The organism is Actinocatenispora rupis (assembly GCF_016861975.1).
Classification (GTDB): domain Bacteria; phylum Actinomycetota; class Actinomycetes; order Mycobacteriales; family Micromonosporaceae; genus Actinocatenispora; species Actinocatenispora rupis.
Genome location: NZ_BOMB01000001.1, coordinates 465817 through 481414, shown reverse-complemented (window position 1 = coordinate 481414; position 15598 = coordinate 465817). Strand labels below are relative to the sequence as shown.

General features: G+C 72.8%; 11 protein-coding genes. 5 read left to right on the top strand and 6 right to left on the bottom strand.

Features of this window, described 5'->3' with window-relative positions:
* Window positions 1-152: 152 nt before the first annotated feature.
* From Aru02nite_RS02160 to Aru02nite_RS02150, 3 genes are all read right to left on the bottom strand, one after another.
* Complete coding sequence (locus tag Aru02nite_RS02160) at window positions 153-2999, bottom strand: glycoside hydrolase family 2 TIM barrel-domain containing protein (RefSeq protein WP_203654394.1); 2847 nt, start codon at window positions 2997-2999, stop codon at window positions 153-155.
* Window positions 3000-3121: 122 nt separating this feature from the next.
* A complete protein-coding gene (locus Aru02nite_RS02155) occupies window positions 3122-3967 on the bottom strand; it encodes an NmrA family NAD(P)-binding protein (RefSeq protein WP_203654393.1) in 846 nt (281 codons plus the stop codon).
* A 184-nt stretch (window positions 3968-4151) separates the two neighbouring features.
* The gene (locus Aru02nite_RS02150) at window positions 4152-5126 is read right to left on the bottom strand and encodes a GlxA family transcriptional regulator (RefSeq protein WP_203654391.1); all 975 of its coding nucleotides are present in this window, start codon (window positions 5124-5126) and stop codon (window positions 4152-4154) included.
* Between the two features lie 72 nt (window positions 5127-5198).
* On the opposite strand from Aru02nite_RS02150, the gene Aru02nite_RS02145 reads away from it, so the two are divergent.
* Together Aru02nite_RS02145 and Aru02nite_RS02140 are read left to right on the top strand one after the other, a co-directional pair.
* A complete protein-coding gene (locus Aru02nite_RS02145) occupies window positions 5199-6494 on the top strand; it encodes an MFS transporter (protein WP_239076301.1) in 1296 nt (431 codons plus the stop codon).
* Window positions 6495-6560: 66 nt separating this feature from the next.
* Window positions 6561-7052, top strand: coding sequence for a GNAT family N-acetyltransferase (locus Aru02nite_RS02140; protein WP_203654390.1), 492 nt, complete (start codon window positions 6561-6563; stop codon window positions 7050-7052).
* Between the two features lie 89 nt (window positions 7053-7141).
* Here the strand turns inward: Aru02nite_RS02140 and Aru02nite_RS02135 are convergent, their stop codons facing one another.
* Window positions 7142-9241, bottom strand: a complete 2100-nt coding sequence (locus tag Aru02nite_RS02135) for a transglycosylase domain-containing protein (protein WP_239076299.1) — start codon at window positions 9239-9241, stop codon at window positions 7142-7144.
* 242 nt (window positions 9242-9483) lie between these two features.
* Between Aru02nite_RS02135 and Aru02nite_RS02130 the strand changes: the two genes are divergently transcribed.
* A complete protein-coding gene (locus Aru02nite_RS02130) occupies window positions 9484-11079 on the top strand; it encodes a glycoside hydrolase family 10-like protein (RefSeq protein WP_239076298.1) in 1596 nt (531 codons plus the stop codon).
* A gap of 52 nt (window positions 11080-11131) precedes the next feature.
* On the opposite strand, the gene Aru02nite_RS02125 is transcribed toward Aru02nite_RS02130, so the two are convergent.
* On the bottom strand, window positions 11132-11926 hold the full coding sequence (locus Aru02nite_RS02125) for an MFS transporter (RefSeq protein WP_203654388.1): 795 nt from the start codon (window positions 11924-11926) through the stop codon (window positions 11132-11134).
* A gap of 617 nt (window positions 11927-12543) precedes the next feature.
* On the opposite strand from Aru02nite_RS02125, the gene Aru02nite_RS02120 reads away from it, so the two are divergent.
* Window positions 12544-13344, top strand: coding sequence for a nucleotidyltransferase domain-containing protein (locus tag Aru02nite_RS02120; protein WP_203654387.1), 801 nt, complete (start codon window positions 12544-12546; stop codon window positions 13342-13344).
* A 151-nt stretch (window positions 13345-13495) separates the two neighbouring features.
* Entirely contained in the window at window positions 13496-14497 is a 1002-nt protein-coding gene (locus Aru02nite_RS02115; protein ID WP_203654386.1) for an LCP family protein, read from the top strand.
* 48 nt (window positions 14498-14545) lie between these two features.
* On the opposite strand, the gene Aru02nite_RS02110 is transcribed toward Aru02nite_RS02115, so the two are convergent.
* Entirely contained in the window at window positions 14546-15589 is a 1044-nt protein-coding gene (locus Aru02nite_RS02110) for an ABC transporter substrate-binding protein (RefSeq protein ID WP_203654385.1), read from the bottom strand.
* Window positions 15590-15598: the final 9 nt, after the last annotated feature.

Genomic DNA, 15598 nt, shown 5'->3' with positions numbered 1-15598 from the left:
GGGGGGTCGCGCCCGCGCCGGACGCGATCGACGTGTCAGGGCGGAGACGGCAAGGGGTCCTTACCACTCTGCCGTCTCCCGGCCGTACCGGCGCTGTGATCCTGCGCTCAGCGCGCGGCCCGGCCGCCCGTCGGAACGGCCGGGCACGGCGGTCAGAGCGCGCGGAACCGTACCTCGAACGTGGTCGGCGCGGCGTGCAGCTCGTACTGCGGGAGCACGGCAGGGCCGCACGAGCCGCTGCCCAGGCCGTGCTGCGCGTGGTCCACGTTGACGTGCAGCACCTCCTCCGGTACGAGGTCGGTGGTGTGCCGGGCGGCGTCCAGCTCCTCGCTGGTCCAGCGGCGCACCGTGAACTCGACGGTCGGCGCGCCGTCGATCCGGAGCCCGTGGCCGTCGGCGTCGAGCAGGGTCGCCCACCGTACGGCGGTGCGGTTGCCGTTCTCCTGCGGGAACACGTACGGGGTCTGGAGCGCGTCGACGCCGGCGGAGTACCGGCCGACGAGCGCGGCCCGCCGGCTGTCCGGGTACGCCTCGCCGGGACCGCCGCCGAACCACGTCACGTTGTCCACAGTGGACGGTACGGCGAGCCGGAGTCCCAGGCGCGGCAACGGAACCGTCCACTCCCCCTCCGGCGTCACCGACACCACCAGGCGCACCGTGTCGCCGTGCGCGCTCCACCGGTACGTCACCGCGAGGCCGACGTCCGTGGCCGCCGGCGCCACCCGGGTCCGTACGACGAGGTCGCCGTCGGTGGTCACGTCGACGAGCCGGTGGTGCACCCGGTGCAGGCCGAGCGCGCGCCAGGCCGCCTCGTACGGCTTGTCGTTGTCGATCGGGGCGCGCCACACGTCGAGCCGCGGCCCGGTCACCGCCAGGCCACCGAGCGACCGCAGTACGCCCTCGGCGTCGAACCGGGCGGGGCCCAGCGCGTAGCCGTCGGCCTCGGCGGTGGGCGGGGTCGGCGCGGGCAGGGCGACCGGCGCCGCCTCGGCCCAGCGGGCCTGGCCGACGCCGAGCACGTGCCCGGCCGGCGCCCAGCCCAGGTCCACAGTGGACACCACGGTCGCGGTCAGCCACCGTTCACCGGTACCGGACGGCGCGGCCACGTCCAGCGTCACCTCGCCGGTGGCACCGGCCGGGACCGCTTGCGGGACAACGGTTCCCGCGGCGACCGGTACGCCGTCGTCGGTCAGCTCCCAGCGCACCTCGACGTCGGTCAGCACGGCGAAGTCGTACGTGTTGCGCAGCTGCACGCGCGCCCCGTCGACGGTGACCCGTACCGGCGCGATGACGGCGGCGAACTCGGTCAGCCCCGGCGACGGCGTCCGGTCCGGGAACACGAGCCCGTCGACGATGAAGTTGCCGTCGTGCAGTTCCTCGCCGAAGTCACCGCCGTAGCGGAAGTACTCCCGGCCGTCGGGGGTGTGCGAGCGGACGCCGTGGTCGAGCCACTCCCAGATGAACCCGCCCTGGCACCGCTCGTACCGCTCGAACAACTCCTGGTACTCGGCGAGCCCGCCCGGCCCGTTGCCCATCGCGTGCCCGTACTCGCACTGGATGAACGGCATGCCGCGGCGCCGCGCGTCCAACTCGTCGTCGGCGTCGGGGTGGCGTTCCTCGGCGTGCCGGCCGATCGCGTCGACCTCCTCGTGCGAGGCGTACATCCGGGAGTAGACGTCGACGTACCGGCAGGCGTGGTCGCCCTCGTAGTGGATCGGGCGGGAACCGTCGCGCTTGCGCGCCCAGTCGGCCATCAGCCCGTGGTTGAACCCGATGCCGGACTCGTTGCCCAGGGACCACAGGATGATGCTCGGGTGGTTCTTGTCGCGCTCCACCATCCGGCGCATCCGGTCCGTGTACGCGTCCGTCCACTGTGGATCGTCGCTGGGGTTGCGGCGCCAGCCGTTCGGCTCGAAGCCGTGCGTCTCCAGGTCGCACTCGTCGATGACCCAGAAGCCCAGTTCGTCGGCCAGCGCCAGCATCTCCGGATGCGGCGGGTAGTGGCTGGTACGGATCGCGTTGACATGGTGCCGCTTCATCAGCAGCAGCTCGGCGCGGACCACCTCGCTCGGCACCACCCGGCCCAGGTCCGGGTGGAACTCGTGCCGGTTCACGCCGCGCAGCAGGATCCGCCGCCCGTTCACCTTGAGTACGCCGTCGGCGATGGTCACCGTACGGAAGCCGATGCGCACCGGTACGCGCTCGGCGGCGGTCGCCACGACCCCGTCGTACAGGCGCGGGGTCTCGGCGGTCCAGCCGACGACACCGTCCACCGTCACCGACTCGCCGGTCGGGTGGTCCGTGATGCCCAGCTCGGGGACGCTGACCGTGGCCGGTACGTCGGTCTCGACGCGCAGCGTGCCCGCGCCGGTGACGTGGTCGAAGTCGGCCCGCACGAACACGTCACCGACGCCGCCCGCCGGCCGGTGCAGCAGCGTGACGTCCCGGAAGATGCCCGGCAGCCACCACATGTCCTGGTCCTCCAGGTAGCTGGCCGCCGACCACTGGTGCACCCGCACCGCGAGCGTGTTGCGCCCCGGCCGCAGCACCCCGCCCACCTCGTACTCCACCGGCAGGCGGCTGCCGGTCGACCAGCCGAGCTCCGTGCCGTTGAGCCAGACCCGGCCGTACGACTCGACGCCGTCGAAGCGCAGCACCGTACTGCCGGCCGGCCAGTCCGCGGGCAGCTCGAACACCAGCCGGTGGTCGCCGGTCGGGTTCTCCGTCGGTACGTGCGGCGGATCCACCGGGAACGGGTACACCACGTTGGTGTACGCCGGCTTCCCGTGCCCGTGCATCGGCCAGCTCGACGGCACCGGCAGCTCCGCCCACCCCGAGTCGTCGTACTCCGCGGCGGTGAAGCCGGTGTCCCCGCCGACCCGGTCGGTCAGCCGGAACCGCCACGTCCCGTTCAGCGACAGCGCCGGCGCGTCGGACCGGTACGCGGCCCGCGGCGGCAACGCTCCGACGCCCGGCTGGAACTCCTCGACGTACGACACCGCGCACCCTCCAACACAACCAACCAGGTTCCGACACCGGCCACCGTAGTCGATCCCGGGGCCCGCCCGACCGACGTACCACCTGACGGGACTTCCCCGCCCGGACCGCGGAACCCGCGCCGTCAGCGGAACTCGTCGGCGTGCGTCACCGCCCACTCCTCGTACGTCCGGCCCGGTCGTCCCGTGACCCGCTCGACGTCCGGCGACACCCACGCGTTGCCGTCCAGATGGTTCCCCATCTCCAGGAACCACTCCACCACCTCCGCCGGGTACGTCCCGGCCCAGTGCGCGCGCGCCTGCTCCGGCGTCAGTTCCACGAACCGCACCTCGCGCCCCAGCGCCGCACCCAGCGCCCGGACCACCTCCCGGCGGGTGACCGGCACCGGCCCCGTCGGCCGGTACGTCACGCCCTCGTGCCCGTCCGCGGTCAGCGCGGCGGCCAGTACCGCGGCGATGTCGTCCTCGTGCACCAGCGCGCTGCGCCACCCCCCGAACGGCGCGCGCACCACGCTCTCCGCCCGTACCGAGGCGGCCCATTCGCGGGTGTTGCCCATGAACTCGCCCGGAAACACGTGCGTGAACTCCAGCCCGGAACGCTCGATCGCGCGGTGCAGGACGCGGTGGTCGCGTTCCATCGGGTCGTCGTCGCCGCGACTCGGATCGTCGTGGCCGAGATGCGTCACCCGGCGTACTCCGGCGTCGGCCGCGGCGGCCAGGATCTCCGCGCCGTACCGCAGCGCGCCGCCCATCGCGACCAGGTGCATGCGGTCCACCCCGCGCAGCGCCGGCGCCAGCCCGGCCGGCCGGTCGAAGTCACCCGCCACCACCTCCACGCCCGCCGGGAACCGTTGCGCTGCAACCGATCCGGGCGTACGGGTGAGGACGCGGACGGGGTGGCCGGCGGCGACGAGCTGCCGGACGAGACTGTTGCCGACGAGTCCGGTGGCACCGGTGACGAGTACGGGCATCGCAAGGGTCCTGTCTGTGTGGCGGCACGAACTCCGGGCACGCCGAAGAAACCCACAAAGGGGGTCGCGGCCGGATGCCGGGAATGATTTCCGATCCGCCCCGGAAAAGCAAACGCGAACACCGTGTTCACGTTTCCGTCCACCATTCCCGGAAACCGCGCCGAACCCTTTCCGGAACCGCGGGTCAGGACGGTACGGGCGGGCGGAACGTGCGCCGGTACGCGCCCGGCGACACCCCCAGCGCGGTACGGAGGTGCTGGCGCAGCGACACCGCTGTCCCGAAACCGCAGCGGCGGGCGATCTGCTCGACGGACAGGTCGCTCGCCTCCAGCAGGTGGCGGGCCGCCTCGACGCGCTGCCGGGTGACCCACCGGTTCGGCGACATGCCCGTCTCCTCCCGGAACCGCCGGGTGAAGGTGCGCACGCTCATCCGGCTGTGCGCGGCCAGTTCGTCCAGGCCGAGGGGGCGGTCGAGGTGCGCGAGCGCCCACTGGCGGGTCGGCGCGGTGCTCGCCTCGACCCGTTCGGGCATCGGGCGCTCGATGAACTGGGACTGCCCGCCCGGCCGCCACGCCGGTACGACGGCGCGCCGCGCGATGTGGTTGGCCAGCTCGGTGCCGTGGTCGCGGCGCAGCACGTGCAGACACAGGTCGAGACCGGCGGCCACCCCGGCGGACGTGAGCACGTCGCCGTCGTCGACGAACAGCACGTCCGGGTCGAGCCGTACCTTCGGGTAGAGCGCGCGGAACCGGTCCACCGAACGCCAGTGCGTCGCCGCGGGCCGCCCGTCCAGCAACCCGGTCGCGGCGAGCGCGAACGCCCCGGTACAGATCGACATCAGCCGCGCGCCCCGCCCGTACGCGGCGGTCAGGGCGTCGCGGACCGGCGCGGCGAGCGTGCCCCGCTCGTACGCGTCGCGCTGGTACATGCCGGGGACGATGACGGTGTCGGCGGCGGCCACGGCGGACAGGTCGTGGTCGGGCAGCAGGGTGAACCGCGCGGCCGACCGGACGGGCCCGCCGTCGGCGGTGCAGATGCGCACGTCGTAGAGGTGGGCGCCGTCGGGGCCGCGGGCGGGACCGAAGATCTGCGACGGGATGGTCATGTCCATCCCGACGACCTGGTCCAGCGCGAGTACGGCGACGACGTGAGCGGCCATGGCCCGATTCTTTCACAGGATGGCTTTCCGGCCACTGGCCCCGTCCGCCGACCATGATCGAAGCTGGTCCCCGTGACCACCGCACCCCGCCGTACCCGCATCCACCGGGCGTGGCCCGTTGCCGCCGTCGCGTTCGTCGCGCTCGTCGGCGCCGCCGGCTTCCGCGCCACCCCGGGCGTCCTCATCGACCCGTTGCACCAGGCGTTCGGCTGGTCGCGCGGCACGATCTCCACCGCCGTCAGCGTCAACCTCCTCCTGTACGGGCTGACGGCGCCGTTCGCCGCCGCCCTGATGGAACGCTTCGGCGTACGCCGGACCGTCACGGTGGCGCTCGTCCTGGTCGCCGCCGGCAGCGGGCTGACCGTGTTCATGACCGCGAGCTGGCAGCTCGTCCTCTGCTGGGGCGTACTCGTCGGCGTCGGCACCGGCTCGATGGCGCTGGCGTTCGTGGCGACGGTGACCGGGCGCTGGTTCGTACGGCACCGCGGCGCCGTCACCGGCATCCTCACCGCCGGCGGCGCCACCGGGCAGCTGATCTTCCTACCCGTCCTCTCCCGCATCGCCACCGCGTACGGCTGGCGCGCCGTCGCGCTCGTCGTCGCCGCCGCCGCGCTGCTCGTCGCCCCACTCGTACTGGCCCTGATGCGGGAGTACCCGCGGGACGTGGGACTCCCGCCGTACGGCGAGACCGCGCTCGCGCCGCCCGTACGGCAGGTCCGCGGGACGGCCACCCGGGCGCTGCGCGAGCTGCGCGCGGCGTCGCGTACCGGAACGTTCTGGCTGCTGGCGGGCAGTTTCGCGATCTGCGGCGCGTCCACGAACGGGCTCGTCGGCACGCACTTCATCCCCGCCGCACACGACCACGGCATGCCCGAACAGACCGCCGCCGGGCTGCTCGCCCTCGTCGGGATCTTCGACGTGGTCGGCACCGTGTTCTCCGGCTGGCTCACCGACCGGGTCGACTCCCGCGTCCTGCTCACCGTCTACTACGGGCTGCGCGGCCTGTCGCTGCTCGTCCTGCCGCAGCTGTTCGCGGCCACCGCGCACCCCAGCATCCTGCTGTTCATCCTGTTCTACGGACTCGACTGGGTGGCCACCGTACCGCCGACGGTTGCCTTGTGCCGCAAGGCGTTCGGCGACTCGGCGCCGATCGTGTTCGGCTGGGTGTTCGCCGCCCACCAGGTCGGCGCGGCCATCGCCGCCACCGGCGCCGGGCTGCTGCGCGACTCGCTCGGCTCGTACGACGTCGCCTGGTACGTGGCCGGCGCGCTCTGCCTGCAGGCGGCCGTGTTCGCCGCGGTCGTGGGCCGCCGCACCCGCGGTACGGCCGCCGCCGACGCCCCGGTACCGGAGGCGGTGGCCAGCTGAACCGTGCCGGTCACGGGATGGAAACGCGGGTGCCGGGTGGGTGTCGGTGCTGGTAGGCATGGCAGCGTGGCTGATCTCCGTACCGACCGCCTGGTCCTGCACCTGCTGACCGTCGCCGAGGCGCGGCGCGTGGCGGCGGGCGAGCCGGGGCCCGCCGACCGGTGGGCCGACGGGTACCCGACGGCCGGTGACAGCCGGAGCGCGCAGAACGTCCTCGACCACCACGCCGGTACGGGCGACCCGGGCCCGTTCGGCACGTACCAGATCCGGCTGGACGGTGCCACGGTCGGCGGGATCGGCTTCCACGGACCGCCGGACGGCGACCGCGCCGTGGCCATCGGGTACGGCCTGGTCGAGTCGGTACGCGGGCACGGGTACGCGGCGGAGGCGCTGCGCGCGGTACTGGCCCTGGCCCGGTCGCTCGGTGTGCGGACCGTCCGCGGCGACACCGGGCACGACAACGTACCGTCCCAGCGGGTCATGCACGCCGCCGGCATGCGCTACGTCCGTTCCGACGCCAAGGTCCGCTACTACGAGCTGTCCTGGCCCGCGAACTGAACCGCCGGATCCGTCGCGTCGGCCGCCGGTGAGCCGGGCCGGTGGGCGGAGTCGCCGGATCCGCTGCAGCGCAACGGATCCGACGTGGGTCAGCCGCCGGTGAGCCGGGCCGGCGGGCGACCGAAGTCGACCGCCGGCTGCCCCGCCAGCGCGGTACGCATGGTGCGCGCGACGGCCTGGTCGACGGCGTCCGAGACACCGGCCCCCACGTAGTCGGACGGGTCGGACGGGTTGGCCGCGATGCCGGCCGCCGCCACCTGCGGGGTGAAGCCGACGAACGTCTCCGTCGCGTTGTTCTCCGCGCTGCCGGTCTTGCCGCCGACCTGCCGCCCGGACAGGACCTGCCCGACCGACGGCGCCGTCCCGCCGTCACACTCCCCCGCGTACGACTGCTGGCCGACGGGGCAGCGCGCCGCGTCGGTCGCCGCCCGCGCCACGTCCGCCGACACCGCCTGCCGGCAGTCCGGTTGCCCCGCCGACAGCTTCCTGCCGTTGGCGTCGGTGATCGACACGACCGGCGTGGGCGTGCAGTACTTCCCGTCCGCGGCGACCGTCGCGTACGCGTTGGCGAGGTCGAGCGGGGTGGTGTCCGCGACGCCGAGCGTGAACGAACCCCACGACGACGCCGACGTCGCGGCCCGCTCGGCGTCCGAGTCGGCGCGGAACGTGATGCCGAGCCGCTTCGCCATCGCGACCGCCCGGTCCGCGCCGACCTGCTCCTCCAGCCACACGAAGTACGTGTTCACGGAGCGGCCGTACCCGGTCCACATGGTGCGGGTGCCGTCCATCCAGGACGGGTTGTCGTTGCCGGGGCAGTAGTAGCCGCCGCAGCTCGCGGGGCCGGAGTCGGGCCACTTCGTCTGCAGCCGCGACGGCGCGTCGAAGCTGGTGGACAGCGGCATCCCGGCGTCCAGCGCGGCCAGCATCGTGAACATCTTGAACGTCGACCCCGCCTGGTACCCGTCGACGCCGCCGCCCCCGGCGACGAGCTGCGCCGTGGTGTTCGGGTACCCGTTCTGGCCGGACGGGTTCGCGGCCAGGCTGAAGTGCCGGTTCACCGCGAGGCTCAGCACCCGCCCGGTCCCCGGTTGTACGACGGCCATCGGCAGCGCGCGCGGGTTGTCGTACCCGTACACGGAAAGGGACTGCGCGAGCGCGGTGGCCTGGACGTCCGGCGACAGCGACGTGACGATGCGGTAGCCGCCCTGCCGCAGCGCGTTCTCCCGCTCCGCGACCGTACGGCCGAACGCCGGCTGCGCGTCCCACCAGCGCTTGACGTAGTCGCAGAAGAAGCCCCAGTCGTCGTGCGCGGACGGCACCGAGACGCAGTCGTTGGGCGGGGCGGCACCGGGATCCAGCCGCAGCGGTGCCTTCGCCGTACGGGTGGCCGTGGCCCGGGAGATGTCGCCGGCCTTCGCCATCGCGCCCAGCACGTACGCCCGGCGGTCGAGCGCGGCCTGCCGGTCGCCGCGCACCGGGTTGTCCGCGTCCGGCGACTGCACCAGTCCGGCCAGCAGTGCGGCCTGCGCGAGCGTCAGTTTGCTCGGCGGCACCGAGAAGTACGCCTGGCTCGCCGCGTAGATGCCGTACGCGCCGTTGCCGAAGTACGCGATGTTGAGGTAGCGGCGGAGGATCTCGTCCTTGGACAGCTTCTGTTCCAGGGCCACCGCGTACCGCATCTCGGTGAGTTTGCGGGCGGCGGTGTCCTGGGTCGCCTCGGCGCGTTCCTGCGCGGACAGCCGCGGATCCGTCTTCAACACGTTCCGCACGTACTGCATGGTCAGGGTGGAGGCGCCCTGGCTGACGCCGCCGTTGCTGCCGTTGGCGACGAGGGCGCGGACGACGCCGCGCGGGTCGACGCCGCCGTGCTGGTAGAAGCGGGTGTCCTCGGCGGCGACGATCGCCTTGCGCATCACCGGGGCGATGTCGTCCAGCGCGACGTCCGTACGGTTCTGGTCGTAGAACGTGGTGATCAGGGTCTTTCCGTCGGACGCGTACAGGTAGGAGGCCTGTTGGGAGGGTGGTACGCGCAGCGCCGCGGGCAGGCTGTCGAACGAGTCGCCCGTCGCCTTCGCCACCAGCCCGCTCAACGCGGTCACCGGGAACGCCGCCGCGGCGAGCACGAGCCCGGCGGCGACGCCGCACAGTACCAACGCGGACAGTCCCGCGAGTCTCGTCCGTCGCGCCACCCGGTCCCCCTCCCCGCCGACAGGTCGCCTTCCACGATCCCGCGGCGTACCGGTGGCGACCACGCCGACGGCGGGATCGGGAGCTGATTCACGGCCCGGGCCCGGCGGGCTCCCAGCATGCGCCGGGCTTCGCCCGATCTGCCCCGTAGGGCGATCTCGGACCGCCCGACCCATTGCGTTCGGCCCGCCCAGGGCTGAAACTTCCCTACCGATACGTCGTTACCCGTGAAGGGAACTCACGAATGTCGCAGCCAGGGACGCCGATCAGCCGCCGCCGGTTCGGCGCGCTCGCCGCCGGGACCGCCGCCGCCACCACGGCCGCGGTACTCCCCGGCGGCTCCGCGACCGCGATGCCGGCCGGCGCCGCGACCGCGCCCGCCGGGACCGCACCCGGCACCGCCGACCCGAACGCGCCGCTGGAGCAGCTGCGCGCGATGTGGATCGCCAGCGTGGTCAACATCGACTGGCCATCCGGTACCGGACTGCCCGCGCAGCAGCAGCGCGACCAGCTCGTCGCCTGGTTCGACCTGGCCGTACGGCTCAACCTGAACGCCGTCATGCTCCAGGTACGGCCCACCGCCGACGCGTTCTGGCCGTCGCAGTACGAGCCGTGGTCGCAGTACCTGACCGGCACGCAGGGCACCGACCCCGGGTACGACCCGCTGGAGTTCGCGGTCGCCGAGGCGCACAAGCGCAACCTCCAGCTGCACGCGTGGTTCAACCCGTACCGGGTGAGCATGCAGACCGACCCGACGAAGCTCGTGCCGTGGCACCCGGCGCGCCAGCATCCCGAGTGGGTCTTCGCGTACGGCCCGAAGCTCTACTACAACCCCGGCATCCCCGAGGTGCGCCGGTTCGTCGAGGACGCGATCCTCGACGCCACTCGGTACGACATCGACGGCGTCCACTTCGACGACTACTTCTACCCGTACCCGGTGGCCGGCGAGACGCTGCCGGACGCGGACACGTACGCGACGTACGGCGCCGGGTTCGACCGGATCGAGGACTGGCGCCGGCACAACATCGACCTGCTCGTCTCCGAGATGCAGCACCGGATCCACGCGGCGAAACCGTGGCTGGCGTTCGGGGTCAGCCCGTTCGGCATCTGGCGCAACAAGGCCAGCGACCCGAACGGCTCCGACACCGGCGGCACCGAGTCGTACGACGCGAACTTCGCCGACACCCGCGGCTGGGTGAAGAAGGGCTGGCTCGACTACATCAACCCGCAGGTGTACTGGAACATCGGGCTCGCCGTCGCCGACTACGCCAAGCTCACGCCGTGGTGGGCCGAGCAGGTGCGCGGCACCGACACCAAGCTCTACATCGGCGAGGCCACGTACAAGGTCAACACGTCCGGCGCGTGGCTCGACCCGACCGAGCTGACCAGGCACCTCACGCTCGACCAGCAGTACCCCGAGGTCGCCGGCAACGTGTACTTCTCCGCCAAGGACGTCCGTACCGACGCGCTCGGCGCCACCAGCCGCGTCGTCGCCGACCACTACCAGCACCCGGCGCTCACCCCGGCCCTGCCGCACCTCGATCCCCGGGTACCCAACCGGCCGGAGCTGGCGCGCGCCCGCCGCACCGCCGACGGCGTACGCCTGGACTGGGTGGGGACGGGCTCGCCGGCGCCGGCGAGCTACGCGATCTTCCGGTTCGACGGCGAACGCGCGGCCGACATCGTCGACGCGCGCAACCTCGTCGCCACCGTCCGCGCGGACGGCCGGGTCCAGTCCTGGACCGACCCGACCCCCGGCACCGAACCCCGCACGTACCAGGTGGTCGCGGTCAGCCGTACCGGAGTCCGCAGCGCGCCCGGCAACGCCCGCACCGTCTGACCCATGTGTACGCCGCGGCGGAGATGCCTTCGCCGCGGCGTACGCCGGTGGTTCAGCCCGCGGCCGGCGGGTACGGCTGCTGCGCCGCGGCCGGACCCGGCTGCTGTGCCGCGGGCGGGAACGCCGGCTGCCCGGTGCCTGTTACGGGCGGGTACGGGTGTGTCACGGCCGGGCGGCGGGTCAGCCGGACGATGCCTGCGACGGCGGTGACCGCGATCGCGACCAGCGCGACCGGCACCGCGGCGAAGAAGATCCAGCGCCACGCCAGGAACGTCGACCACACGAAGCCGTCCACCGGGCCGAGCACCAGCGCCACCAGCCCGACCCCCGCCGTCAACCCGAGCGCCAGACCACGCCGCCGGTACCCGAGGGCCAGGCCCACCACCGTACCGGCGGCCGCGCCCGCGCCGATCCCGCACAGCACCCGGCCGACGACGATCACCGGCGCCGACGGGGTGAGCGCCGACAGCAGCAGGCCCACGAGCAGGAGTACCAGACCGGGGGCGGCGACTGCGGTCGGGAACCGCCGGCCGACGACGACCCCGAGCGCGCCGACCAGCACCATCGGCAGCAGGTACGCGGCGATCACGACACCCAGCGCGGTCGCCGAGACACCCAGGTCGCGCTGCACCGCCAGACCACCCGGGCCGACCAGGCTCGTCGCCAGGACCAACCCCAGCACGGCGCCCAGCGCCGGCCCGATCAGCAGCCACACCGGCGGCGCGGACGTACCGGCGGCGGCCGGCGCGCCCGGCGGCGGCGCACCCGGCGGCATCGCGGCGCCGTACGGCATCCCGCAACCCTGCGGCATCCCCGTTCCCTGCGGGATCCCCATTCCCTGCGGCATACCGGTTCCCTGCGGCGTTCCAGCGGCCTGCGGGATTCCGGGGCCCTGTGGCGCTCCGGTTCCCTGCGGCGTTCCGGGAGCCTGCGCCGCTCCGGGGCCCTGCGGGACTCCAGTTCCCTGCGGCGATCCGGTTCCTTGCGGCAATCCGCCGACGGGCGGCAGGCCGGAACCGGGCTGCGGGGTGCCCGGGGATTGCGCGTACGGCGCAGCGGGAGGTGGCGCGGGCGTACCGGCGGGCGGCGGTGATCCGGCTGGGCCGGTGGCGCTGGCGGGCTCCGTGCCGGCGGGCTCCGCGGCGGCGGTGGGCGGGACGGACGGGGGATCTGCGGGGGGACCGTCGGGATTCGGGCCGGAGGGCTGCATTCCGTCGATGCTATGCGCCCCGGTCCCCTCCCGGGATCCCCACCGCCAGGCGTCGCACCATCCCCGGTTGCGCGAGCGTCGCGCTGTGCGCAGGAACGCCGGCGGCGCGGGCGTGGTACGCGATGCGTTTGCTGCGCCCGTGCAGACCGGACAGCACGCCGTGGGGCAACGCGGGTCGGCTGCCCGCAGCAGGCGACACGCTGGCCGTACTGGTGGCAGGCCCGATCCCGCCGGCACGCCGTAGCCTCGACCGGATGGACGACGCGGAGCTGATCGCCCGGCTCGACCGGGAGTTGCGCACGGACCCCCGGGTACTCGCGGCCTGGCTCGCCGGCAGTCGCGGCCGCGGCGACCACGACCGGTACTCGGACGTCGACGTCTGGCTGGTCACCGCGGACGCCGACCGTGCCGGGTTCCTCGCCGACTGGCCGGCGACCTGCGACCGGATCACGCCGACGGTGTACCGGGAGCGGCTGGGTGGCGCGCCGGTCGTCACGCACGTGACGCCGGAGTGGCTGCGTTTCGACGTGTCCGTCGGCGTACCGGGCGACGTGGCCGGGCGCAGCGGTACCGGGCTGGCGGTGCTGTTCGACCGGGCCGGGCTGGCGGCGCGGCTGCGGCCGGATGCCCCGCCGCTGGCGCCCGACCCCGACCGGATCGCCGCGCTGGCCACCGAGTTCCTCCGGGTACTCGGACTGCTGCCGGTGGTCGTCGGCCGCGGCGAGTACGTGGTGGGCGTGTCCGGCGCGGGCCTGCTGCGTACGTTGCTGGTCCGGCTGATGCTGGAGGACGTCGCCGTACCGGACCGGGGTGGCGCGCTGCGGCTGGTGGGGCTGTTGCCGCCGGACCGGCTGGCGGTACTGGCGGGCCTGCCGCCGGCGGCGGCGACCCGGGAGTCGGTGGTCGCCGCGCATCTGTCGTGCGCCCAGGCGTTCCTGCCGCTGGGACGGCAGCTGGCCGCGCGTACCGGGGCGGTGTGGCCGGCGGCGATGGAGGCCGCGTGCCGGCGACACCTCGCCGACACGCTCGGTGTCGACGTGGACATGGCTCCGTGAGCGCGGAAACCGGTTGCGCACCTCAGGCGTGGAGTGGTCGGCCCGGCTGCCGACCACACCCGGCGGTACGGCATGCTGTGGCCACCCCAGACCGGGAGGCGAAATGAGCGGACGGCGACAGCGAAGCCCGTTGTGGGCGAGGTTGTGCCTCGTGTCGGGGATCGTCCTGGCGGTCGCCAGTGGCGGGACGTACGCGGGGACCGTGGCCGTCGCCGACCACGTCAACAACGCCGTCTCGCAGGACGACCTGCTGGGCGACGGCGCCGGGTCGCGGCACGGGAGCGCGGTCACCGGGCCGGTCGACGTCCTGCTCGCCGGCTCCGACCTGCGCAAGTCGTGGAAGGCCGGTGGCGAGAAGCCGCGGACCGACACGATCATGTGGCTGCACATCCCGGCCTCGCACGACCAGGCGTACCTGCTGTCGATCCCGCGGGACCTGGAGGTGAACATCCCGCTCAACAAGCGCACCGGCCAGGGCGGGTACGCGACGAAGATCAACGCGGCGTTCACGTTCGGGATGAAGGACGTCAACGACGTCAAGGGCGGCATGCAGAACCTGCACACCACCCTGAAGGAGCTGACCGGGGAGAACTTCTCCATGGCGGCGATGGTCAACTGGGACGGTTTCAAGGCGATCACCGCCGAGCTGGGCGGCGTCACGCTGTGCGTCGACAAGACGTTCACCTCGACGCAGCCGAGCCTCGGCGGGCACACGTTCGAGAAGGGCTGCCGGCACTACGACGCGGACATGGCGCTGGCGCTGGTCCGCGAGCGGTACGCGTACACCGACTCGGACTACAGCCGGCAGCGGATGCAGCAGCAGTTCATCAAGCAGATCCTCAAGCAGGCCACCAGCAAGGGCACGCTGAGCGACCCGACCAAGATGGACCGCGTACTCAAGGCGGCCGGCAAGGCGCTGACCATGGACCTCAACGGGTACACGGTGGTGGACCTGGCGCTGGCGATGCGCAAGATCACCTCGGACAAGATCACCACGCTCCAGGTGGCGCACCAGTCGCTCGGCGACGGGAACGAGAGCCTTCAGCAGCCGGTGGACGACCAGCTGTTCAAGGCGATGCGCAACGACGACATGGACAACTTCCTGCTGTCCCACCCGGAGCTGGTCTCGAAGGGCACCGGCCTGGGCAAGTGACGCGACGGGTGCGCCCCCGCGCGGGGAGCGCACCCGGATCGGCACGCGTCAGCCCGCGTCGTCCACGAACTGCGTGGTGTACGTCTTCGACAGGTCCACAGTGGACTCCTTGCCCTTGACGTTCGGGGAGAAGGAACCGAGGACCTTCAACGCGTTGCGCGCCCCCTCCTCCTTCATCTTCCCGTCGGCGTTGAACATGCCGATCGAGTCGTGGATCGACTTGACGTACAGGTCCTTACCGCCCTTGGCGTAGTCGGCCGGCATCTTCGCGGCGATCTGTTCGGCGTCGTGCGCCTTGATCCACCGCAGCGTCTTCACGAACGCGGTGGCGAGCTTCTGCACGGTCTGCTTGTGCGCCGCCACGTACGAGCAGTCCATGTACAGCGAGGTCGACGGGTACAGGCCGCCGAGCGCCGCGCGGGCACCCGCCTCGGTCCGCATGTCCAGCAGTACCTTGCCCTGACCGGAACTGACGAGCTGCGCGACGGTCGGGTCGGTGGTCATGCCGGCGTCGATGCCGCCGTTGTTGAGCGCCGCGATGAACGTCTGGCCCGCGCCCGCCTTGACCGTGGTGTAGTCCGCGCTGGACAGGCCGTTCTTGCTGGCCAGGTACTGGGTGAGGAAGTCGGTCGACGAGCCCGGGCTGGTGACGCCGAGCTTGTGGCCCTTGAAGTCCTTCGGCGAGGTGATCTGGCCGGCCTTCTTCGTCGACACCACCTCGACCTCACCGGGTACGTCGGCGAACTGCACGACGCTCTCGACGCACTTGTGCTTGGTCTGCAGGTCGATGGTGTGGTCGTAGAAGCCGACGACGCCCTGCACGTCACCGGAGATCAGCACGTTCTCCGCCTGCGCGCCGGCCGGCTCGGTGAGCAGCTTGACGTCGACGCCCGCGGACTTGAAGTACCCGAGGCGTTGGGTGAGCATGGCGGGCAGGTAGATGACCTTGTCGATGCCGCCGACCATGATGGACACCTGCTCGTTGCCCGACTTGCCGGTACCGCCGGCGGCGGTGCGCGAGTCGCGGCAGCCGACCGCGGTGGCGAGCAGTACGACCGCCAGTCCAGCGGCCGCGAGGGACCGTACTCTCATGCGAGTCTC

Excerpts from the sequence above, each read along its gene's own strand:
- Aru02nite_RS02110 (WP_203654385.1), bottom strand. The coding sequence starts at position 15,589 with ATGAGAGTACGGTCCCTCGCGGCCGCTGGACTGGCGGTCGTACTGCTC.
- Aru02nite_RS02155 (WP_203654393.1), bottom strand. The coding sequence starts at position 3,967 with ATGCCCGTACTCGTCACCGGTGCCACCGGACTCGTCGGCAACAGTCTC.
- Aru02nite_RS02150 (WP_203654391.1), bottom strand. The coding sequence starts at position 5,126 with ATGGCCGCTCACGTCGTCGCCGTACTCGCGCTGGACCAGGTCGTCGGG.
- Aru02nite_RS02125 (WP_203654388.1), bottom strand. The coding sequence starts at position 11,926 with ATGCCGCAGGGAATGGGGATCCCGCAGGGAACGGGGATGCCGCAGGGT.
- Aru02nite_RS02130 (WP_239076298.1), top strand. The coding sequence starts at position 9,484 with ATGTCGCAGCCAGGGACGCCGATCAGCCGCCGCCGGTTCGGCGCGCTC.
- Aru02nite_RS02120 (WP_203654387.1), top strand. The coding sequence starts at position 12,544 with ATGGACGACGCGGAGCTGATCGCCCGGCTCGACCGGGAGTTGCGCACG.